At 72.5% G+C, this 21,438-nt stretch carries 17 protein-coding genes; 11 read left to right on the plus strand and 6 right to left on the minus strand.

The features are described from left to right. Both A6Q81_RS11950 and A6Q81_RS11955 read right to left on the minus strand, forming a co-directional pair. A partial coding sequence (locus A6Q81_RS11950; RefSeq protein WP_286690575.1) for an ExeM/NucH family extracellular endonuclease occupies positions 1 to 2,783 on the minus strand: 2,783 nt, incomplete at its 3' end. Positions 2,784 to 2,824: 41 nt separating this feature from the next. Further along, on the minus strand, positions 2,825 to 5,914 hold the full coding sequence (locus A6Q81_RS11955; protein WP_286690576.1) for an Ig-like domain repeat protein: 3,090 nt from the start codon (positions 5,912 to 5,914) through the stop codon (positions 2,825 to 2,827). A gap of 270 nt (positions 5,915 to 6,184) precedes the next feature. Between A6Q81_RS11955 and A6Q81_RS11960 the strand changes: the two genes are divergently transcribed. After that, the gene (locus A6Q81_RS11960; RefSeq protein ID WP_083516569.1) at positions 6,185 to 6,778 is read left to right on the plus strand and encodes an ATP-binding protein; all 594 of its coding nucleotides are present in this window, start codon (positions 6,185 to 6,187) and stop codon (positions 6,776 to 6,778) included. 64 nt (positions 6,779 to 6,842) lie between these two features. Further along, positions 6,843 to 7,259, plus strand: coding sequence for a hypothetical protein (locus A6Q81_RS11965; RefSeq protein ID WP_286690577.1), 417 nt, complete (start codon positions 6,843 to 6,845; stop codon positions 7,257 to 7,259). A gap of 15 nt (positions 7,260 to 7,274) precedes the next feature. On the opposite strand, the gene A6Q81_RS11970 is transcribed toward A6Q81_RS11965, so the two are convergent. After that, on the minus strand, positions 7,275 to 8,354 hold the full coding sequence (locus tag A6Q81_RS11970) for an adenosine deaminase (RefSeq protein WP_202967706.1): 1,080 nt from the start codon (positions 8,352 to 8,354) through the stop codon (positions 7,275 to 7,277). Positions 8,355 to 8,540: 186 nt separating this feature from the next. On the opposite strand from A6Q81_RS11970, the gene A6Q81_RS11975 reads away from it, so the two are divergent. The 9 genes from A6Q81_RS11975 to A6Q81_RS12015 all read left to right on the plus strand — a co-directional run bounded on the left by A6Q81_RS11975 (position 8,541) and on the right by A6Q81_RS12015 (position 17,830). Next, on the plus strand, positions 8,541 to 9,551 hold the full coding sequence (locus A6Q81_RS11975) for a LacI family DNA-binding transcriptional regulator (protein ID WP_286690578.1): 1,011 nt from the start codon (positions 8,541 to 8,543) through the stop codon (positions 9,549 to 9,551). Further along, entirely contained in the window at positions 9,548 to 10,459 is a 912-nt protein-coding gene (locus A6Q81_RS11980) for a ribokinase (protein ID WP_286690579.1), read from the plus strand. Before A6Q81_RS11975 ends, A6Q81_RS11980 begins: the two co-directional genes overlap by 4 nt. An 8-nt stretch (positions 10,460 to 10,467) precedes the next feature. Beyond that, positions 10,468 to 10,839, plus strand: a complete 372-nt coding sequence (rbsD, locus tag A6Q81_RS11985) for a D-ribose pyranase (protein ID WP_286690584.1) — start codon at positions 10,468 to 10,470, stop codon at positions 10,837 to 10,839. A gap of 7 nt (positions 10,840 to 10,846) precedes the next feature. Then, complete coding sequence (locus A6Q81_RS11990; RefSeq protein WP_286690580.1) at positions 10,847 to 12,337, plus strand: sugar ABC transporter ATP-binding protein; 1,491 nt, start codon at positions 10,847 to 10,849, stop codon at positions 12,335 to 12,337. Next, on the plus strand, positions 12,334 to 13,365 hold the full coding sequence (locus A6Q81_RS11995; protein WP_286690581.1) for an ABC transporter permease: 1,032 nt from the start codon (positions 12,334 to 12,336) through the stop codon (positions 13,363 to 13,365). The genes A6Q81_RS11990 and A6Q81_RS11995 overlap by 4 nt, the downstream gene beginning before the upstream one ends. Continuing rightward, positions 13,362 to 14,348: a substrate-binding domain-containing protein gene (locus tag A6Q81_RS12000; RefSeq protein ID WP_253021930.1), complete on the plus strand. Its 987-nt coding sequence runs from the start codon at positions 13,362 to 13,364 to the stop codon at positions 14,346 to 14,348. Before A6Q81_RS11995 ends, A6Q81_RS12000 begins: the two co-directional genes overlap by 4 nt. 114 nt (positions 14,349 to 14,462) lie before the next feature. Beyond that, positions 14,463 to 15,461 (plus strand): deoxyribose-phosphate aldolase, encoded by a 999-nt coding sequence (deoC, locus tag A6Q81_RS12005; RefSeq protein ID WP_286690582.1) that lies wholly within the window; start codon positions 14,463 to 14,465, stop codon positions 15,459 to 15,461. A 33-nt stretch (positions 15,462 to 15,494) separates the two neighbouring features. Continuing rightward, the gene (locus A6Q81_RS12010) at positions 15,495 to 16,943 is read left to right on the plus strand and encodes an aldehyde dehydrogenase family protein (RefSeq protein ID WP_286690583.1); all 1,449 of its coding nucleotides are present in this window, start codon (positions 15,495 to 15,497) and stop codon (positions 16,941 to 16,943) included. Next, positions 16,943 to 17,830, plus strand: coding sequence for an aldehyde dehydrogenase family protein (locus tag A6Q81_RS12015; protein WP_067855013.1), 888 nt, complete (start codon positions 16,943 to 16,945; stop codon positions 17,828 to 17,830). The genes A6Q81_RS12010 and A6Q81_RS12015 overlap by 1 nt, the downstream gene beginning before the upstream one ends. 508 nt (positions 17,831 to 18,338) lie before the next feature. Here A6Q81_RS12015 and A6Q81_RS12020 read toward each other — a convergent pair. Genes A6Q81_RS12020 through A6Q81_RS12030 form a run of 3 tightly spaced genes read right to left on the minus strand, consistent with a single transcriptional unit; the run spans position 18,339 to position 21,334 of the window. After that, on the minus strand, positions 18,339 to 18,809 hold the full coding sequence (locus A6Q81_RS12020) for a MaoC family dehydratase (protein WP_067855010.1): 471 nt from the start codon (positions 18,807 to 18,809) through the stop codon (positions 18,339 to 18,341). 21 nt (positions 18,810 to 18,830) lie between these two features. Beyond that, complete coding sequence (locus A6Q81_RS12025) at positions 18,831 to 20,120, minus strand: thymidine phosphorylase (protein ID WP_067855004.1); 1,290 nt, start codon at positions 20,118 to 20,120, stop codon at positions 18,831 to 18,833. Next, positions 20,117 to 21,334 (minus strand): cytochrome P450, encoded by a 1,218-nt coding sequence (locus tag A6Q81_RS12030; protein ID WP_236749813.1) that lies wholly within the window; start codon positions 21,332 to 21,334, stop codon positions 20,117 to 20,119. Before A6Q81_RS12030 ends, A6Q81_RS12025 begins: the two co-directional genes overlap by 4 nt. Positions 21,335 to 21,438: the final 104 nt, after the last annotated feature.

Consider the following 21,438-nt stretch of genomic DNA (forward strand, 5'->3'; position numbering starts at 1 on the left):
CTCTTCAGGACCGTGATGCGGTACTCCGCCGAGACCGGACGCGTCTCCGCGTCGCCGGCGTACTCGACGCTCAGCACGTGCGTGCCGACACCGAGGTCCGCGGTCCTCAGGGCGATCGTCGCCCGGCCGCCGTCCAGGGTGGCCGTGCCGAGCGCGGTGTCACCGTCGCGCAGCGTCACCTCGCCCGCGGGCACGACGCCCTCGAGGGAGGAGCTCACCCGCACGTCGACGTCGACCACGTCGCCGAGGCGTCGGGTGCGCGGTCCGTCCACCGCCAGCTCGCCGGCGGCCGGGCTCACGTCGAGACCGACGATCGTCGGGTCGTGGTCGCTGGCGCGGAACGGCGACGTGTCGAAGAGGTTGGTGACGTTGTAGTTGAAGCGGCTGTACTCGCGGGCGATCGCCTCGGGCGCGTTGATGCGCCACACGTCGGCCCCACGGACCCGGCGCGTCGCGCTGGGCGAGGCGAAGACGTGGTCGAGCGACCCGAGCAGTCCACCGAACTGGTAGGTGTCCTCCTCGGAGAAGCGGTCGGTCACGTTCGTGAACCCGGCGTCCTCGAGGACCTGCATCGGGTCCTCCTTGGAGTAGGAGTTGAAGTCGCCCGCCAGGAGGACGCGGTCGGTGCCGGCGGACTTCTCCACGTCGTCCACGAAGGCCACGAGGGCTCGCGCCTGACGCACGCGGTCGGGGTTGGACGCACCCTGGCCGTCGCGCTGGTCGGCGTTCTCGCCCGACCCCGAGCCCTTGGACTTGAAGTGGTTCGCGATCACGACGAAGTCGCTGTCGGCCACGCCCTTGGCCCGGAACTCCTGGGCGAGCGGGGCACGGGCGTTGGCGAAGGCCGGGTCGTCGAGGATGCGCGCCTCGCCGGCCGTCTCGACCGTCGAGGTGCGGTAGATGAACGCCGGACGGATGACGTCCTCGCCCGTGCTCGGCACGGTGGTCGGCGAGGCGGCACCCGCCCAGACGTCGGCGCCCGCGTCGGCGTTCAGTGCTGCGACGAGGGTCTGCAGCGCCGTGTCGCGCGGCTGGCCGAGGGTGGCGGAGTTCTCGAGCTCCTGCAGCGCGACGACGTCGGCGCCGAGGCCGTTGATCGCCTTGACGATCTTGGTCTGCTGACGCGCCAGGCTCTCGTCCGTGGCCGCACCACGCGGGCCGTTGTTGGTGCACGAGTTGGTGGTGATGGGCGTGCCGGCACGGTCGCGGAAGTACGTGCAGGTGCCGCGACCGGAGGCGACGTACTTCTCGCCCGTCGTCGGGAAGTAGTTCAGGACGTTGAACGAGGCCAGCTTCAGCTCGCCCTCGACCGGGGCGGGCGTGCGCTCCTGCGCGCGCGTGGCACCGAAGGTGGCCGGGGCGTCAGCGACACCGGTGAGGCGCGTGGTGGGCTGCAGCTTCCAGCCGAAGCGGAAGTCGAGCACGACCGGCGCCACGAAGGTCGTCGGTGCTCCCTGGCGCACCTCGTTGTCGGCGGTCAGCCAGGGCAGCGGGACGTCCTTGCTGCCGTTGACGTAGTTGACGCTCGCCCCGTCGTCGAGGGTGATGAGTCGACGGGCGTTGTCGGCCACGAGGTCGGTGTAGGCCTGCGTACGCGGACGCACCACGTCGGTGGGCTGGGGCAGCGGTCGGGTGCCGGCGGCGAGCCCGACCTCGCCGAAGGAGTTCGTGGCGAAGTTGTTGGTGACCGTGTACGCGCCCTGCGGCGCCAGGAGCATGCCCTCCAGCGACTCGCGCTGGGTGTCGTCCAGGGGGAAGGCGACCTCGGCGGCCTTCGGCGCGACGGCCGGCTCGGTCAGGACCGTCCAGCCACCGGCGGGGACGGCGAGCTGGGTGAGTCCGCTGGACTCCTCCACGGTGCCGGTGACCTCGAGGTGGTCGCCGATCTCGACGTCGTCGGCCAGCGCGGCCGACGCCACGAACAGACCCGTGGACGCGCGGTGGGTGTCGACGTCGACGTCGCCCGTGCCCTCGGTCTGGATGTACGCGCCGTCGAAGCCGCCGTCGGGGTAGGCCGCGGTCACGACGCCGCGGGTCGTGACCCGCTGTCCGACGATCGGGCTCGCGGTGCCGGTTCCCTGGATCTCCGCGATCGGGACGACCGGGGCGGGCTCGACCGGGGCGGGCGCGGAGTCGCACGCCGTGCCGCACGCCGTGGGCGTCGGGTCGGCGGCCGACAGGTCGGCCCGGTTGTCGTTCGTGTCGGTGCCGCCGGTGCGGCGGACCGCCTTCGTCAGGCTCGTGCCGGTGGCCGCCGCTGAGCCCTCGAAGGTGGTGGAGCTCCCATACCCGACCAGGTCGACGACGGCGGGGTCGGCGAGCACCGTCGACGGGGCGCCGGTGAGGGGCGTCGTCGTGCGGGTGAGGGCGAGGGTGCCTCCGCCGCCGGCGAACGCGACGGTCGACGCGACGTCCGGCGTCGGCAGGTCGGCCCCCGGGTTGGTGGTCGCGTTGTTGCTGTTCGCACCGACCAGCAGGGTGCCCCCCGCGGGGACGGTGTGGTCACCGAGGGCGATCACACCCGAGAAGTTCCCGGTGCCCGTGGCGGAGCGGTACTGGACCGACCAGCCCGCGACGTCGACGGGACTCCCGGTGGGGTTGTGCACCTCCACGTACTTGTTCTTGAACGACGCCCCGCTGGAGCCGCCGTTCACGTAGACCTCGTCGATCACGAGGTGGTCGGCGGGTGCCGCCTGGGCTGCCGGCGCCGCAGCGAGCGCGCCGGTGGCCAGGCCGCCGGCCAGGGCGAGCCGGAGCGCACGCGAGAAGGATGATCTGGACACAGGGGTCTCCTGGTTCGAGGGATGGTGTCGACGGTCGGCGGTCAGCGAGAGCGGACCGTGAGCGTGGCGCGGCCCGTCGACGGCTTCGCGAGATCGTTGCCGGAGTAGGAGACCGTCAGGGTCCTGCGGCCGGTGTTCGTGAACGGACGCAGGGTCACCGACGCCTTGCCGTCGCGCAGCTCGCCGCGACCGACGACCTTCGAACCGACGCGCACCACGATCGCGCCGCCGTCGGCGGTGAAGCCGGCGGTGCGGACGGTGACCGCCACCGTGGCCTTGCCGCGGTTGCGGACGACGCTCGTCGGGCGCACGGACGCCGAGGTGGCGGAGGTCGCCTTGGTGACCGTCACCGTGACCGGGACGGTCACCGGCTCGAAGTCGGCGCTGCCGTTGAAGTACACCTCGAGCGTGTGCTCGCCGGGCCGCAGGGCGGTCCGGTCGAGGCTGACGCGTCCCGAGCCGTCGGTGATCGTGCCGACGCCGACGACGGTGCCGTCCGACGTGGAGGCGAAGACGAGACCGCGGGCGTCGTCGTCGCTGCTCAGCTCGATCACGGTGGAGGTGCCGTAGGGCGTGGCGGTCGGCGGAGTCACGGCGAGGCTCACGACGCCCTTGGCGAGGTCGACGGCGGCCGTCGTCGTCGACGTGGCGTGGTCGTCGTCGCCGACGTAGACGATCTCGACGGTGGTGGTGCCGATCGGCAGGCTGGACGTGTCGGCCTCGATGGTGGCCTTCCCGCCGGACAGCGTCGCGGTGCCGAGGACCGTGCCGTCGAGCTCGGCCCGGACCTGACCCGTGGGCTGGGTGCCGGTGGCCGAGGTGATGTCGACGGTGAGGTCGACGGGGGCGCCGCGGCGCGGGTTCTCCTCGACGTCGACCGTGGCGGACGTGGCGGCCTTCTCGACCGTCACGGCGACGCTGCCGGTGGCCTCGGGCAGGTCGGTGTCGCCGGAGTAGACGACGGTCAGCTCGCGCGTGCCGGCACCGATGCGCTCGGTGTCGATGCTCACGTCGGCGCGACCCTCGGCGTCGAGGGTGCCGGTGCCGAGCGTGGTCTCGCCGTCACGGACCTCCACCGTGCCGCTGGGCGCGGCGCCCGGGGCGGTGACCGCCACCGAGACGGTGGCGTCGTCGCCGAAGGCGACCGTGGAGGCCGTCGCCTCGATCGTGGCGCCCTTGATCGAGATCGGGACCGTGACGAGCGTGCCGCTGCGGGAGGCACGGACCTCCAGGACCAGGTCGCCGGCGACCTTGCTGGGCAGCCGGCCGGCGATCGTCGCCGCACCGTTGGTGACGGCACGGGCGCCGAGGTTGGCGACGACGCGGTCGCCGTCGAGCAGGCGGGCCGAGACGGACCGGTTCGCCGGACTGCCCGACGACGTCAGGTCCAGGCGCGGCAGCGTGACCTCGAAGGCGCCGCCGGCGCGGTAGGACTGCTGCAGGCCGCGCACCTCGACGGCGTGGCGGGCGAAGGACGGCGACACCGGCTGGTTCTTCGACAGGTAGGTCGTCCAGGCGTCGAGGTCGGCCAGGCCGGTGTCACGACGCGCGCCGGCCGCGAAGGCGCGGAAGTTGTCGCCGCCGGAGGCCAGGAAGCTCGGCACGGCGACGTCGTAGGTCTTCTCCGGCGAGACCTTCTCGCCGTCGACCCACAGCGACGTGATCCGATCGCCCTCCGGGCGGGTGGCGTCGAAGGTGTAGCGGACGTTGTCGGACGTGCCGAGCTGCAGGTAGGCACGGCTGGGCACGGCACCGGCGGCGGTGCGCTGCCACTGCTGCTCGAAGACCGTCTTCAGCTGACGGCCGTCCAGCGTGACGACGAAAAGGCTGTTGGCGAACGGCAGCACGGAGACCGCCTCGCCGAAGGTGACGACGCCGTCGGTGTTGGTGCCGCCGGTGCCCGCGAACTCGAGGTCGTCGCGCAGGCCGCCGGGGTTCACGATGCCGAGGTCCACGTCGCGGCCCACCGCCGTTCGGGACACCTCGGAGCGGTACATCTCGGCCACGAGGTTGCCGAGCGTGGACTCGTTGGCGCGGTCGTCGCGCTTCGCACCACCGTCGGCGTAGCCGGCCGTGGTGATGTCCTCGGTCACCTCACCGACCGGGCGACGCCCGACCTCGGTGGCGTTGGCGAGGGCGGCGTCGGTGATCCGGGCGACCTCGGCGACCCGCGGGTAGGTGGCGACGAGCGTCTCGTTGGCGGTGGTGACGCGGGCGACGTTGGCCTGGGTGTGCCCGGTGACCGCCCCGGTCGCGGGGTCGACGGTCAGCTGGACCCGGCCGACGTTCTCGCCGTAGCTGCCGGTCTGGAGCACCGGTCGGGTGCCGGAGCGCCCGGGGATCGGCGCCTCCCACGCGTAGGTCTGGTGGGTGTGCCCGTTGAAGATGGCGTCGACGTCGGGGTCGGTCTTGGTGACGATGTCGGCGAAGGCGCCGCCCTTGGCGAGCTCGCTCTCGAGGGTGCCGCCCGCGGTGGTGCCGTTCTGTGCACCCTCGTGGTAGCTGGCGACGATGACGTCGGGAGCGTCGGTCAGGCGCTCGAGGCGCTCGACCTCGGTGTTCACGGCCTCGACCGGGTCGGTGAAGCGCAGCCCGGTGATGCCGTCGGGCGACACGAGGGCCGGGGTCTCCTGGGTGACCGCGCCGACCACGGCGACGTCGAGGCCGCCGACCTCGAAGGTGGCCGACGGCGGGAGCACCGGTCGACCGGTGGAGGTGTCGATGACGTTGGCCGCGAGGTGCGGGAAGTCCGACCGGTCCGCCACACGGCCGAGGAGGTCGGCGGCACCGCGGTCGAACTCGTGGTTGCCGACCGTGGAGGTGTCCAGGTCCAGCGCGTTCAGCACGTCGAGGGTCGGCCCGTCCTGCTGCACCTGCGAGGGGAAGAGGGACGCGCCGATGTCGTCGCCGGAGGAGATGAAGAGCGTGTTGTCCTCGCCCCCCTGCGCCCTGAGCTGCTCGACCGTGCCGGCGAACTTGACCGTGTTGGCGTCGAGGCGACCGTGGAAGTCGTTGATGTCGAGCACCTGGATGGTGACGGGGTCGGCCGCGGAGGCCGGGACGGCGCCGAGCACCGAGGCGGCGGTGACCGCCGCGAGGGTGGCGGCGGCGCAGCGCAGGACGTTCTTCACAGGGATTCCTTCGACGTTCGGACGGGCAGGCCTATCTGAGGAGGTCGAGGCGTCCCCGCGGGGCCGTCGAGACGACGTCCGGGTGAACCGCGGCCGTCGGGACAGGGCCGACGACCGCCTCTCGCGGTCGCGGTCCGTCACGGTGCCGTCGGTCCCCCCGCACCGTTCGGCGCCGGACCAATGGAGGCATCACACCCGACGCCCCGGCCCGCGTCAATGGGTCGCAGGGTAACGATCAGGTAACGGGAGCGCGGGCCTAGGATCGTGGCCGTGCGTGAGCGTCGGGGCGTCCGGGTCGTGGTGGTGGCGGGCCCGTCGGGGGTCGGCAAGTCCCACCTCGCCGAGGTGCTCGGCTGGTCGGTGCTGCGCCTCGACGACTTCTACCGCGACGGCGACGACCCCCACCTGCCTCGTTCGAGCCTGGGCATCCCCGACTGGGACGACCCCGCCTCCTGGGACGCGGTGGCCGCGGTCGGGTCGATCGCGGAGCTGTGCGCCGCCGGCGAGGCCGACGTGCCGGTGTACGACATCGCTGCGAGCCGACGGACCGGCACGCAGCACCTGCAGGTCGGCGACCGCTTCATCGCCGAGGGCCTGTTCGCGCCGGTCGTCGTGGCGGCGTGCCGCGACGCGGGCCTCCTGGACCAGGCGATCTGCCTGCGCCGGCACCGCCTCGTCACGTTCGGGCTCCGCCTCGCGCGCGACCTGCGCGAGGGGCGCAAGAGCCCGTGGGTGCTGGTGCGACGCGGCTGGCGGCTGAAGAACGACGACGACCGGGTCGTCGCCGAGGCGGTGGCCGCCGGCTGCACGCCGATGACCCCGCGCCAGGCGCGGCGGGCGCTGCGTCGCCCGTCCACGAGATGATCCGAGGACGTCGGGCCCGACGCGGTCCCTGGTGAGCAGCGCGGCTGCGCGCTAGCGTGCCGCCATGACTCGCACGACGTCCCGGGACCGCGTGCCCCTCGCAGTGCTCGCCGCGGTCAGCCTCGCCTTGCTCGCCGCGTGCAGCGGGTCGGGCGACAGCGCGCTCGCCGACGCGTCGGCCTCACCGAGCGCCACTGCCGCTCCCCCGAGCCTCGACCCGTCGGACCCGTGCCCCGCACTGGTCGGCGACGACGGACTCGTGGCTCGCGCGCTCGCGGCTGCGGACGGGCCTGCGGTCGACCGCGGCCCACTGCAGGAGGAGATGTTCCGCGTCGTGCTGTCGGGCCCGCGACACCTGAAGGACCCGGTCGGCCAGATCATCGACTACCTCGACGACCCCGCGGCCTACCAGCCTCTGGACGGTGGTGAGGACGACGTCGTGACCCGTGCCGTCCGTCGCGTCGAGTCGGCCTGCTCCTGAGTCCGCGAGCCCGACCTAGAGGGCCGCGTAGCGCGGCTTGATGACGTCGTCGATCAGCGCGAGGCGCTCGTCGAACGGCAGGAACGCGCTCTTCATGGCGTTGACCGTGAACCAGCGCAGGTCGTCGGCGCCGTAGCCGAAGGCGTCGACGAGCAGCTGCATCTCCCGGCTCATCGAGGTGCCGCTCATCAGCCGGTTGTCGCAGTTGACCGTCACGCGGAACCCGAGCTCCTTGAGCAGGCCGATCGGGTGGTCGGCGATGGAGCGCATGCCCGGGACGGCCGACGTCTGGAGGTTCGAGGAGGGGCACATCTCCAGCGGGATGCGCCGGTCGCGCACGTAGGCGGCGAGCAGGCCCAGCCGGGGTCCGCCCTCGGCCGCGAGGTCGATGTCGTCGATGATCCGGACGCCGTGGCCCAGGCGGTCGGCACCGCAGCGCTGGATGGCCTGCCAGATGGACGGCAGGCCGAACGCCTCGCCGGCGTGGATGGTGAAGTGGGCGTTCTCGCGACGTAGGTACTCGAACGCCTCGAGGTGCAGGATCGGCGGGAAGCCGTCCTCGGCGCCGGCGATGTCGAAGCCGCAGACGCCCCGGTCCCGGTACTCGACGACGAGCTCGGCGATCTCCAGGCCGTGCTGCGCGTGCCGCATCGCCGTGAGCAGCTGGCCGACGACGATCGGCGTGCCCTCGGCGGCCGCCTCGGCGCGGCCCTCGTCGATGCCCGCCTGCACGGCCTCGACCGTCTCGGCGAGCGTCAGGCCACCCTGCAGGTGCTGCTCGGGCGCCCACCGCAGCTCGGCGTAGACGACACCGTCGGCGGCCAGGTCCAGCACCGACTCGCGGGCCACGCGGGCGAGGTCCTGCGGACGCTGCATGACCGCGACCGTGTGCTCGAACGTCTCCAGGTACCGCGGCAGCGATCCGGAGCTGGCGGCGTCGGCGAACCACATCCCCAGCTGGTCCGGCGGGGCGGGCAGCGGGTGCCCGACCTCCTGCGCGATCTCGGCGACGGTCGACGGGCGGACGCCACCGTCGAGGTGCTCGTGGAGCGCCACCTTCGGGGCGCGGCGGATCTGGTCGGCGGTCAGGCTCACGCGCACATCGTGGCACGCCCGCGGGAGCGCCCGACCGCGGCCGGGGCGGGGGGCCGCTTGACACCGGACCGACCTGTGACTACGGTCACTGTCATCGATAACAGTGTTATCGATAACACCCTATGAGGAATTCCGGGGACAGCACCGGCGACAGCGCCGAGGACAGCAGCACGGAGGGCAGCAGGCATGGCGAACATCCAAGACGTGGCGAGGGCGGCCGGTGTGTCCACGGCGTCCGTGACGCGCTACCTCGCCGGCCAGCGCATCCGCAGCGAGGAGGCCGTCCGCCGCGCCATCGAGGAGCTCGGCTACCGGCCGAGCCTCGTCGCCCGCAGCCTGAAGTCGGGTCGTCACCAGTCGATCGGCGTGATCGTCCCCGACATCTCCAACCCGTTCTTCGCCGCCCTCGTGAAGGGCATCGAGCGCGAGGTCCGCCCGCACGGGCTCCAGGTGATCCTGGGCAACAGCGACGAGGACGCCGAGCGGGAGGAGGCCCTGGTCCGCGAGCTGGCCCAGCGCACCGACGGTCTCATCATGGCGCCGCTGTCGGAGAACGACGAGATCCCCGACCTGCTGGCGCAGGCCGGTCACCCGCTCGTCTTCGTCGACCGCGAGACCTCCTCGGGCCCCGACGTCGACCGCGTCCTCGTCGACAACACCGCCGGCATCCAGCAGGCCGTCGACCACCTGGTCGGGCTCGGCCACACCCGGATCGCGACCATCAGCGGCCGCGTCGACTCCACGCCCGGCCGCATGCGCCACGAGGCGTTCCTCGCCGCCATGGCGGGCCACGGCATCGAGGTCGACGAGGCGCTCGTGCGGCGCGGCGACTTCCGCGAGGAGAGCGGCCGGCTGCACATGGCCGACCTCTGGCGACTCCCGCAGCGACCCACCGCCGTCGTCGTCGCGAACAACCTCATGACGGCCGGCGCACTCGTGACGCTCGGCGCCCTCGGCGTGCGGGTGCCGGACGACCTGTCCGTCGTCGGCTTCGACGACCTGCCGCTCGCCAGCCTGCTCGACCCGCCGCTCACGGTCGTGTCGCGTCCTGACGTCGAGGAGGGCGCCGCGGCGGCCCGCCTGCTCGTCGAGCGCCTGCACGCCGACGAGCACGCCCCCACCGCCCACGTCACCCTCCCGGTCGAGCTGGTCGTCCGCGGGTCGACGGGGCCCGTCCCGAAAGGCAGCCCCGCATGACCACCCCCTCCGGCGTCCTGGTGATCGGCAGCATCACCGCCGACGTCACGACCTTCTCCCAGCGTCTGCCCCGCCCGGGCGAGACGATCCTGGGCGACGACCTCACCCTCGTCCTCGGCGGCAAGGGCGCGAACCAGGCCGTCGCGGCCGCGCTCGCGGGCGCGGACACCCAGATGGTCGGCTGCGTCGGCACCGACGCCTTCGCCGAGCTCACGCGCGGCGGGCTCGCCGCCTCCGGCGTCGACGTGACCTCCGTGCGCACGGTCGACGGCCCGACCGGTGTGGCCCACATCCGCGTGGACGCGTCGGGCGAGAACGACATCGTCATGGTCCCGCTCGCCAACGACCACCTCGGGCTCGCCGACGTCGACGCCGGCGTGGCCGGCGCGGTGGGCCGTGCGTCCGTGCTGCTCACGCAGCTCGAGACCCCCGTGGACGTCATGGTCCGGGCCACCCGCGCGGCGCGTGCCGCCGGCATGGTCGCGATCCTCGACCCGGCACCCGCCGCCCCTCTCGACGACGCCGTGTGGGCCGAGCTCGACGTCGTCACGCCCAACGAGACCGAGGCCACGACCCTCACCGGCATCCCGGTGGTCGACGTCGCCTCCGCCGAGCAGGCCGGGCGCTGGTTCGTCGAGCGCGGCGTCGCGCACGCCGTCGTCACCCTCGCCGCCAAGGGCGTGGTGGTCGTCGACGCCGACGGCGCCCGACACTTCGCGGCCCCCGCCGTCGAGGCCGTCGACACGACGGCCGCGGGCGACGCGTTCGCCGGCTACCTCGGCGCGGGCCTCGCGTCAGGGCTCACCCTCGACGCCGCCCTCCCCCGGGCCATGGCCGCCGGCGCGCTGGCCGTCACCCGACGGGGCGCGTCGCCGAGCCTGCCGTCTGGAAGAACACCGCCACCCTGAACGGCCAGCTGTCGCGGGTCGTCTCCGAGACCGGGCACACCGACCTCGTCGTCGTCACCGACGCCGGACTGCCGATCCCGCTCGGCGTCGAGCGCGTCGACCTCGCGGTCCGCCCCGGGCTGCCCGCGTTCCTCGACGTGCTCGACACCGTGCTCGACGAGCTGGTCGTCGAGGGCGCCACGATCTCCGAGGAGATCCGCGAGCACTCTCCCGACATGCTCGCCGCCCTGGAGGAGCGCTTCGCCGCGCTCGACGTGCCGATCACGCTCGTCCCGCACGTCGAGCTGAAGGCGCTCAGCCACGGTGCGCGGGCGGCGGTGCGCTCCGGCGAGTTCACCCCGTACGCCAACGTCGTGCTGCACGCCGGCGTGGCGTACTGAGGCCGTCATGCGCATCGAGCTGCACGACATCCACAAGAGCTTCGGCGAGACCGAGGTGCTGCGCGGCATCGACCTGACGGTCGAGGGCGGCGAGGTCCTCGCGCTCGTCGGCGAGAACGGCGCCGGCAAGTCGACGCTGACCCGCATCGTCTCCGGCGCGTACCGTCCCGACGCCGGCCGCATCGTCATCGACGGCCAGGAGGTCGCCTTCACCGGCCCGCAGGACGCGATGGGCCACGGCATCCAGGTGATCTACCAGGAGTTCCGGCAGAACATCTTCCCGAACCTGACGGTCGCCGAGAACCTCTTCACGCTCGACGAGCAGGCCGAGTTCGGTCGCGTCCTCGTCAGCAAGCGCCGCATGCGCGCCAAGGCCCGCGAGCTGCTCGACCTGATCGGGCTCGACGTCGACCCCGCCACCCCGGTCCACCGGCTCTCGGTCGCGCAGATGCAGATGCTCGAGATGGCCAAGACCGCCGGGCACGACGCGCGGCTGCTCATCCTCGACGAGCCCACCGCGGCGCTCGACGAGCAGGAGTCCGAACGGCTCTTCGAGCAGATCGAGCGGCTGCGCGCGTCGGGCGTGGCGATCGTCTACATCAGCCACCGGCTCGAGGAGGTCTTCCGGCTCTCCCAGCGCGTGGTCGTGCTGCGCAACGGCTCCGTCGCGCTCGAGCGCCCCACCGCCGAGCTCGACGAGCGCGAGGTCGTGACGGCCATGGTCGGACGCACCATCGAGGACTTCTACCCCAAGGAGACCCACACCCGCGACGACGTCGTCCTCGCGGTGCGCGGGCTCGCCGGACCGGACTTCGCCGACGTCTCGTTCGACGTCCGCGCCGGCGAGGTGGTCGGCATCGGTGGCGTGTTCGGCTGCGGCAAGGGCAGCGTCCTGCGCGCCCTGTTCGGGCTGGTGCCGACCACGGCGGCCTCGGTGGCCGTGGACGGCACCACGTACCGCCCGTCGGCGCCGCAGGCGGCCATCGACGCCGGGATCGGCTACGTGCCGCCGGACCGCCAGGCCGAGGGCCTGTGCCTGCAGCAGTCGGTGTCGGACAACATCTCGATGGCCAGCCTGTCGCGCTACAGCACCGGGCCCTACGTGCACCGCGGTCGCGAGCGCGCCGAGACGAGCCGGATCATCGAGCAGCTCTCGATCCGCACGGCCTCGCCCTCGGCGCCGGTCGGCAGCCTGTCCGGCGGCAACCAGCAGAAGGCGCTCTTCGGCGGCTGGGTCCTGACCCACCCCAAGGTGCTGATGATGGAGGAGCCGACCCGCGGCGTCGACGTCGGCGCCAAGGCCGAGATCTACCGGATCATCAACGAGCAGGCCGCCGCCGGCGTCGCCGTCGTGATCGTCTCCTCCGACCTCCCCGAGCTGGTCGCCATGTCCGACCGGCTCCTGGTGATGCGCCAGGGCCACGTCGTGGCCGAGCTCACCGACGACGACCTCACCGAGCAGAAGCTGCTCGAGCACGCATTGGAGAGTGCCGCATGAAGCCGATCATCACCGGGCTGACGTCCCTGAACCGCGAGCTGCGAGCGGTGTGGATGCTGCTCTTCGTCGGCCTCGTGCTGTTCATCGCCACGCCGCTGTTCCTGACCGGGGACAACCTGCTGAACGTCCTGCTCGCCGCGTCGGTCACCGCGTTGCTCGCGGCCGGGCAGACGTACGTCATCATCCTGGCCGAGATCGACCTGTCGGTCGGCGCGATCCTCGGCATCTCGAGCATCGTCACCGCCTTCACGCTGCAGGACCAGCCGCTCGTCGTCGGCCTGCTCGCCGGCTGGGGCGTGGGCGCGCTCGCCGGCCTCGTCAACGGCCTGCTGGTGACGAAGCTGCGCATGCCGTCGTTCATCGCGACGCTCGCGATGATGTCGGTGCTCTCGGGCCTCACCCTGCAGCTGAGCCAGGGCAACCCGGTCTCGATCGACGACGACACGTTCCTCGCGATCGGCCAGGCGAGCCCGCTGGGCGTGCCGAACCCGGTGTGGATCATGCTCGCGGCGTTCGTCGTCTTCGGCCTCGTCCTGGCGAGGTCGCGCTACGGCCGCCACGTCTACGCCGTCGGCGACAACGAGGACGCCGCGCGCCTGGCCGGCATCGAGGTGCACCGCGTGAAGATCCTCGCGTTCGTCATCAGCGGCCTCCTGGCCTCGACCGCCGGGTTCATCCTGGCCGCACGCCTCGGCACCGCCCAGCCCACGGCCGGCACCGGCCTGGAGCTCGCCGCCATCGCCGCCGTCATCATCGGCGGCACCAGCCTCGCGGGAGGCCGCGGCGCCCTCGCGGGCACCCTCATCGGCGCGCTGCTGCTCGGCGTGATCGACAACGGCCTCAACCTGCTCGACGTCTCGCCGTTCCTGCAGGGCGTCGTCAAGGGTCTCGTGATCCTCGTGGCGATCTTCCTGGATCGCAACTCCGATCGTGTCCGGGCGCTGACGCGCCTGGTCCGTCCTCGACGGCCTGGCTCGGGCGCCGACGCGGACACCGCCTCACCCACCACCACTGGAGGAACCCCGTGAACACCTGGAAGAAGACGGCCGCCCTCACCGCGGCCCTGGCGATGACCACGACGCTCGGCGCCTGCGGACGCGGCGGCGACGCCGGCGGCGAGAAGGACGTCAAGGCCACCCTCGTCATCAGCACCCTCAACAATCCGTTCTTCGTCTCCGTCGTCGACGGCGCCAAGGAGGCCGCGCAGGACTCCGGTGTCGACCTCGACGTGCAGAACGCGAACAACAGCGACCAGACGGCGCTCAACGCGACGACGACCGCCCTGACCAAGAAGCCGTCGGTGCTCATCATCGACCCCGTCGGCAGCGAGTCCGGCGGCACGATGACCGAGGCGGCCAACAAGGCCGACGTCCCCGTCGTCGCCTTCGACCGCGCGCCCGACAGCGGCGAGCTCGCCAGCTTCATCGGCTACGACGCCGTCCAGGCCGGCAAGGAGGCCGCGAAGTCGCTCGCCGAGTCGATCGGTGAGAAGGGCAAGGTCGTCGAGATCCAGGGCATCCTCGGCACGAACGTCGCGCAGGACCGCAGCAAGGGCTTCAACGAGGGCATCAAGGCCTACCCGGACATCGAGGTCGTCGCCCAGCAGGCCGCCGACTTCGACCGCGGCAAGGCGCTCGACGTCATGACCAACGTCCTGCAGGGCAACAGCGACATCGACGGCGTCTACGCCGCCAACGACGAGATGGCGCTCGGCGTCGTCGCGGCACTCAAGGCACGCAACCTCGCGGGCCAGGTCAAGGTCGTCGGCAACGACGGCATCGGCGACGCCCTGAAGGCGATCGAGGCGGGCACCATGTACTCCACGCACGCCGAGTCGCCGTTCGTGCTCGGCAAGGAGGTGCTCGGCATCAGCCTCAAGGTCGCCGACGGCGAGAAGGTCGAGAAGAACACCGTCCTGCAGGGCCGACTCGTCACCAAGGACCAGGTGGCAGACTTCTGTGAGTTCCTCACCGACGAGGGCGACACCGACACCTGCAAGGGCATCAGCTGACCGGCTGACCCGGGGCGGCGGGTCCGCGTCGGCACCGACGCGGCCCCGCCGCCCTGCTGCTTCGCCAGCACCACGACCCACCGTTCCACCCGCTCCACCGTCCGAAGGACATCCATGACTCCGTCGTCCCCCGTCACCGCCCCCGTTGCCGACGCCGCAGCCGACACTGCCGCGATCCGTGCCGCCGTGGGCCTCGGCGGCACCGACAACACCGCGCTCCGCGCCTTCCTCGAGGGGCTGCCGGCCGTCGACCCCGTCGGCGTCGAGGCCCGCGCGGCCCAGCTCGCGACCCGCTCGATCAAGAAGGACACCAAGCGCGCCCTCATCGACCTGGCCATCTCGATGGTCGACCTGACGACGCTCGAGGGCGCCGACACCCCCGGCAAGGTGCGCAACCTCTGCCGCAAGGCCGTCCAGCCCGACCGGGAGGTGGCGGGCACGCCGTCGACCGCGGCCGTCTGCGTCTACCCCGACATGGTGGCCGTCGCCGCCGAGGCCGTGGCCGGCACGGGCGTCAAGGTCGCGTCGGTGGCCACGGCGTTCCCCGCTGGTCGCTCGTCGCTCGAGGTCAAGCTCGCCGACACCCGCCTCGCCGTCGAGGCCGGTGCCGACGAGATCGACATGGTGATCGACCGCGGCGCGTTCCTCGCCGGCGACTACTCCACCGTGTTCGGACAGGTCGAGGCCGTGAAGGCGGCCTGCGGGGACGCCCGGCTCAAGGTGATCCTCGAGACCGGCGAGCTCGCCACCTACGACCACGTGCGCCGCGCGTCGTGGCTCGCGCTGCTGGCCGGTGGCGACTTCATCAAGACCTCCACCGGGAAGATCGCGCCGGCCGCCACGCTGCCCGTCACCCACGTGATGCTGCAGGCCGTGCGAGACCTCTTCGACCTCACCGGCGTGCAGCGTGCGGTGAAGCCCGCCGGCGGCATCCGCACCACGAAGGACGCCATCGCCTACCTCGTCGCCGTGCACGAGGTCGCCGGGCCGCAGTGGCTCGACCCGCACTGGTTCCGCTTCGGCGCCTCGGGCGTCGTCAACGACCTTCTGCTGCAGCGTCGTACCCAGACCCAGGGCCACTACAGCGGCCCCCGCTACGTCAGCGTCGACTGACCCCGTCGACCGACACCACCGAAGGACCCACCCATGGACCTCACCTACGCACCGGCCCTGGAGTCGGCGGCGATCGCCGCGATCAAGCCGCGGTACCAGCTCTTCCTCGACGGCGCGTTCGTCGACGGCGGCGGCGACGACCTGACCTCCGTCAACCCGGCGGCCGGCGAGACCCTCACCACCGTCAGCACCGCGTCCGCGGCCGACGTCGACCGGGCGGTCGCCGCAGCCCGCCGCGCCTACGACGGCCCGTGGTCGCGCATGGGCGGCGCCGAGCGCGGCAAGTACCTGTTCCGCATCGCCCGCGCGATCGCGGAGCGCTCCCGCGAGCTGGCCGTCGCCGAGACCCTCGACAACGGCAAGCCGATCCGCGAGACCCGCGACTTCGACGTGCCCACCGCGGCGCAGCACTTCTTCCACCACGCCGGCTGGGCCGACAAGCTCGGCCACCTGGGCCTCGGTCCCGCGCCGCGCCCGCTCGGCGTGGCCGGGCAGGTCATCCCGTGGAACTTCCCGCTGCTCATGGCCGCGTGGAAGATCGCACCGGCGCTGGCCGCCGGCAACACCGTCGTGCTCAAGCCCGCGGAGACCACGCCGGTCACCGCGCTGATCCTGGCCGAGATCCTCGCCGACGCCGACCTGCCGCCCGGTGTCGTCAACATCCTCCCGGGGGCCGGCGACGTCGGTTCCGCCATCGTCAACCACGCCGGCGTCGACAAGGTCGCGTTCACGGGCTCCACGCCCGTGGGCAAGCGCATCCAGTCCGAGCTCGCCGGCACCGGCAAGAAGCTGACCCTCGAGCTGGGGGGCAAGGGCGCGAACATCGTGTTCGCCGACGCGGCGATCGACCAGGCCGTCGAGGGCATCGTGTCGGGCATCTTCTTCAACCAGGGCCAGGTCTGCTGCGCCGGCTCGCGCCTGCTCGTGCAGGAGTCGGTCGCCGAGGAGTTCCTCGAGAAGCTGAAGCGGCGCGTGGAGACGCTGCGCGTGGGCGAGCCGCTCGACAAGAACACCGACGTCGGCGCCCTGAACAGCCAGATGCAGTATGACAAGGTCACCGGCCTGGTCGAGGTCGGGGCCGAGGAGGGCGCCGGCGTCTGGACCAGCAGCTGCGCCCTGCCGGAGCGCGGCTGGTTCGTCGCCCCGACCGTGTTCACCGACGCGACCGCGTCGATGCGGGTGGCCCGCGAGGAGATCTTCGGCCCCGTGCTGACCACCCTGACCTTCCGGACGCCCGAGGAGGCGCTCGCGAAGGCCAACAACACCCCCTACGGCCTGTCGGCCGGCGTGTGGACAGAGAAGGGGTCGCGCGCGATGGGCATGGCCGCCGGCCTCAAGGCCGGTGTCGTCTGGGACAACACGTTCAACAAGTTCGACCCGACCGCCTCCTTCGGCGGCTACGGCGAGTCCGGCTTCGGCCGCGAGGGCGGGACGGCCGGCATGGCCGCCTACCTCGACACCGACGACGAGGGAGCGCTCTGATGGCACGTCTGACGGTCGCGAAGACCTACAAGCTCTACCTCGGCGGCGCCTTCCCGCGCTCGGAGTCCGGTCGTACCTACCAGGTGCACGACACGAAGGGTTCGCTCATGGCCAACGCCGCGCTCGCCTCCCGCAAGGACGCCCGCAACGCCGTCGTCGCCGCCCGGTCGGGCCTGGCGAAGTGGGCCGGCGCCACCCCCTACAACCGCGGGCAGGTCCTGTACCGCGTGGCGGAGATGCTGGAGGCCCGTCGGGCCGAGCTGGCCGACCTCATCGTGCAGAGCCGGGGCGTGAAGCCGGCCGAGGCGCGCGCCGAGGTCGACGCGGCGGTGGACCGGGTCGTGCACTACGCCGGCTGGACCGACAAGCTGTCGGCCGTCTTCGGTGGCGCGAACGCTGTGTCGGGCCCCTACTTCAGCTACTCCGCGCCGGAGCCCACGGGCGTCGTCGCGGTGGCCGCGTCGTCGGCGTCGCCGCTGCTGCCCCTGGTGAGCGCCGTGCTGCCCGTGCTGGCCGGCGGCAACACCGCGGTCGTCGTCGCGTCGCAGGCCGACCCGACGGTCGCGGTGACGTTCGCGGAGGTGCTGGCGACGAGCGACGTGCCCGCGGGCGTCGTCAACCTGCTCACCGGCGACCAGGCCGAGATCATGCCGTGGCTCGCCAGCCACGGCGACGTCAACGGCCTCGACCTCACCGGCGTGCCTGCCGACCAGCGCGTCGCCCTGGAGCGTGCGGCCGCCGACACGGTGAAGCGCGTCCACTCCCCCCGTCGCGAGCCCGACTTCACCGCCGTCCCCGGCACCGCCCGCCTCCGCGCCTTCCTCGAGACCAAGACCGTCTGGCACCCCGTCGGCGCCGTCTCGCTTGCGGGTGGGTCGGCGTACTGACCGCGTGACCCACGGTGTGTGCGGTTGACGACGATCTCTCGTCGGGCTTTCGTCAGTACCTCCACACAACGCGGGGGCCGGCGGGGGCGTAGGGGGTCTGGGGTTGCTGGTGCGCTGCCGCAGGGGGTCTCGTCGAGCTGGGCTGGGTTTTCGGGGTGCGGCCCGCGTGGGACGCAAGAATCTGCGTTCGTGCGCTGGAACTCGAAGGATTCTGCGTTTGCTACGGGATCCCGTCGTGAACGCAGAAAAGTTCGACCTGACTCGCGTGAGTGCAGAATCGTGCGTCCACCGCAAGCCACCGCCCGAGAACCCAGACCACCGGCCCGCCAGCCGCCCGGTCGAGGCCCTTTCGGAGACCGCACCCAGCGCGAGCCGAGGCAGCGCACGAGCAATGACAGGGCGATCGCAGGCTGCGCAGCAGCAACGGCAGGCCCCCTACGACAGCGCACCAGCAGGACGAGATGAACCGCGCAGTGCACCAGCGGGCCGAGACCCCCGCAGGCGCTGCTCAGCCGGACTGGCTGCCCGCCTCGATGAGGACGGTGACGGTCTCGGCGACGCAGGCGGGCTTGTCCTGACCCTTGATCTCGATCTGGTGGCGCAGAGTGACCTGCTGGCCGCGGTCGGTGTCGTGCACGTCGACGACGCTCACGCGGTTGCGGATCTTCGAGCCGACGGTCACCGGCGTCATGAACCGCACCTTGTTGAGGCCGTAGTTGACCCGGGCGACGTCGCCCGCGAACGCGTACACCTGCGCGCCGAGGAACGGGAGCATCGACAGGGTGAGGTAGCCGTGCGCGATGGTCGCGCCGAAGGGTCCCTCCGCCGCGCGCTCGGGATCGACGTGGATCCACTGGCGGTCACCGGTCGCGTCGGCGAACAGGTCGATCCGCTCCTGGGACACCTGCACCCACTCGCTCACACCGAGCTCGGTCCCCACCGACTCGGCGACCTCCTGCCGGTCGTTCAGCACACGCATGCCCTCGACCCTAGGCCATCGTCACTCGACGCGACCCAGCACGACGTCGCGCGGGACGAACGGACCCGAGCCGACCTCTGCCGCGCCGTCGAGAGCCTCCAGCGCGCGCTCGAACCGCTCCGGCGTGTCGGTGTGCAGCGTCATCAGCGGGGCGCCGGCGCGCACCTCGTCGCCCGGCTTCGCGTGCAGCTCGACGCCTGCGCCCGCCTGCACGTCCTCGCCGGGGCGCGAACGCCCGGCACCGAGGCGCCAGGCGGCGATGCCGACGGCGAAGGCGTCCAGCGACGTGAGCACGCCGTCGGCCTGCGCCGTCACGACGTGCGTCTCGCGGGCGGTCGGCAGCGGGGCGTCCGGGTCGCCGTCCTGCGCGGTGATCATCCGCCGCCAGGCGTCCATCGCGCGACCGTCGGCCAGCGCGTCGGCGGGGTCGACGTCGCCCCGACCGGCCGCGGCGAGCATCTCGCGGGCGAGCGCCAGCGTCAGGTCGACGACGTCCGACGGTCCGCCGCCGGCCAGCACCTCGACCGACTCGCGCACCTCGAGGGCGTTGCCGGCGGTCAGGCCGAGGGGGGTGGACATGTCGGTGAGCAGGGCGACGGTGGTGACGCCGGCGTCCTTGCCGAGGGCCACCATGGTCTCGGCCAGCTCGCGGGCCCGCGCCTCGTCCTTCATGAACGCGCCGGAACCGACCTTCACGTCCAGCACGAGGGCGCCGGTGCCCTCCGCGATCTTCTTGCTCATGATCGAGCTGGCGATCAGGGGGATCGCCTCGACGGTGCCCGTCACGTCGCGCAGGGCGTAGAGCTTCTTGTCGGCGGGCGCGAGGCCCGACCCGGCCGCGCAGATCACGGCGCCGACGTCGTCGAGCTGGGCGAGCATCTCCTCGTTGCTGAGGGCCGCGCGCCAGCCGGGGATCGACTCGAGCTTGTCGAGCGTCCCGCCCGTGTGCCCGAGCCCGCGACCCGACAGCTGCGGCACCGCGACGCCGCAGGCCGCGACGAGGGGCGCGAGGGGCAGCGTGATCTTGTCGCCCACACCGCCCGTGGAGTGCTTGTCGGCCGTGGGCCGGCTCAGCGAGGAGAAGTCCATCCGCTCGCCGCTCGCGATCATCGCGCCGGTCCAGCGGGAGATCTCGTCGCGGTCCATGCCGTTGAGCAGGATCGCCATGGCCAGCGCCGACATCTGCTCCGGCGCGACGACGCCGCGCGTGTAGGCGTCGACGACCCAGTCGATCTGGGCGTCGGTGAGCCGGTGGCGGTCGCGCTTGGCGGCGATCACCGCGGGCGCGTCGAACGGTTCGTGCGTGGTCACAGGGTCACCTCGAGGGACTCGTAGCCGCGCAGCACCCACGTGGGGCGACGCGGAGCGGCGCCGTGCAGCGCGATGGTCGGGAAGCGGTCGAGCAGCCGGCGCACGGTGATCTCCAGCTCCACACGGGCGAGCGGTGCGCCCAGGCAGAAGTGCAGACCCATGCCGAAGCCGACGTGCGGATTCGGGTCGCGGCCGACGTCGAAGGTGTCGGCCGCCTCGAAGGCGGCGGGGTCGCGATTAGCCGAGCCCATGAGGCAGGCGACGGTCTCGCCCGCGCGCACGGTGACGCCCGCGACGTCGACGTCCTTCGTGGCGGTGCGCTCGAACATCTGCAGCGGGGCGTCGTAGCGGATGAGCTCCTCGAGCGCGGTGGCCGCGCTGACCTCGCCGCCCGTCACCCTGGCCTGCTGGTCGGGGTGCGAGAGCAGCGCGTGCATGCCGTTGCCGAAGACGTTCACCGACGCCTCGTGGCCCGCGTTCAGCAGCAGCACGACGGTGGCCACGAGCTCGTCGTCGCTGAAGCCGCCGGCCCGCGTGCCGGCGCCCTCCTCGCGCTCGGCGATCAGGTCGCTCACGAGGTCCTCCCCCGGCTCCGCCCGACGCAACGCGACCACGTCGCGCACGTACGCCGCGAACTCGCTGCTGGCCTGCACCGCTGCCGCGCGGACGTCGTCACCGACGCCCTGCTCGTACATGTGCACGATGGCCTGCGACCAGTCCCGCAGACGCACGTGGTCCTCGCGCGGCACGCCCAGGAGGTCGGCGATGACGAACACCGGCATCGGCTCCGCGTAGCGGGCGAGCAGGTCGACGGGACGTCCCTCCCGCAGGTCGGACTCGAGGTCATCGAGCATGGCGTCGGCGAGGGTCTCGATGCGCGGAGCCATCCGCTCGACGTGGCCGCGTGCGAACGCCCCGGCGAGCAGGCGCCGCATGCGCGTGTGCTCCGGCGGCTCGTTCTCCATGAGCTGGTTGCGGTGCAGCGTGTTGAAGGGCTCCATCTGCTCGGCCGGCTCCCAATCGGTCCACAGCCGGCCGAGCGCGCGGTTGCGCAGCACGGCGCTGACGGCCGAGTGGGTGGTGGCCACCCAGCGTCCCTCGCCGCTGCGCAGCATCGGCCCGGCGGCCCGCCACTGCGCCAGCAGCGGGTACGGGTCGTCGAGGAGCGCGGGGTCGGTCAGGTCGGGTGTGGGCAGGTCGAGCGCTGCGCTCACGCGGGGTTCTCCTGGTCGGGGGCGTCGGGGCCGCTGCTGCCGTCGGCGGCGGCGTCGAGGTCGCTGCTGTCGAAGGCGTCGGGCAGCACCTGGTCCATCGTGAC

Source organism: Aeromicrobium sp. REDSEA-S38_B2 (genome assembly GCF_001628525.1).
Taxonomy (GTDB): domain Bacteria; phylum Actinomycetota; class Actinomycetes; order Propionibacteriales; family Nocardioidaceae; genus Aeromicrobium; species Aeromicrobium erythreum.

What these genes read in the sequence shown, in the direction of transcription:
- A6Q81_RS11965 (WP_286690577.1), top strand. Translation starts at nt 6,843, where the DNA reads ATGACTCGCACGACGTCCCGGGACCGCGTGCCCCTCGCAGTGCTCGCC.
- A6Q81_RS11975 (WP_286690578.1), top strand. Translation starts at nt 8,541, where the DNA reads ATGGCGAACATCCAAGACGTGGCGAGGGCGGCCGGTGTGTCCACGGCG.
- A6Q81_RS11980 (WP_286690579.1), top strand. Translation starts at nt 9,548, where the DNA reads ATGACCACCCCCTCCGGCGTCCTGGTGATCGGCAGCATCACCGCCGAC.
- A6Q81_RS11990 (WP_286690580.1), top strand. Translation starts at nt 10,847, where the DNA reads ATGCGCATCGAGCTGCACGACATCCACAAGAGCTTCGGCGAGACCGAG.
- A6Q81_RS11995 (WP_286690581.1), top strand. Translation starts at nt 12,334, where the DNA reads ATGAAGCCGATCATCACCGGGCTGACGTCCCTGAACCGCGAGCTGCGA.
- deoC (WP_286690582.1), top strand. Translation starts at nt 14,463, where the DNA reads ATGACTCCGTCGTCCCCCGTCACCGCCCCCGTTGCCGACGCCGCAGCC.
- A6Q81_RS12010 (WP_286690583.1), top strand. Translation starts at nt 15,495, where the DNA reads ATGGACCTCACCTACGCACCGGCCCTGGAGTCGGCGGCGATCGCCGCG.
- A6Q81_RS12015 (WP_067855013.1), top strand. Translation starts at nt 16,943, where the DNA reads ATGGCACGTCTGACGGTCGCGAAGACCTACAAGCTCTACCTCGGCGGC.
- A6Q81_RS12020 (WP_067855010.1), bottom strand. Translation starts at nt 18,809, where the DNA reads ATGCGTGTGCTGAACGACCGGCAGGAGGTCGCCGAGTCGGTGGGGACC.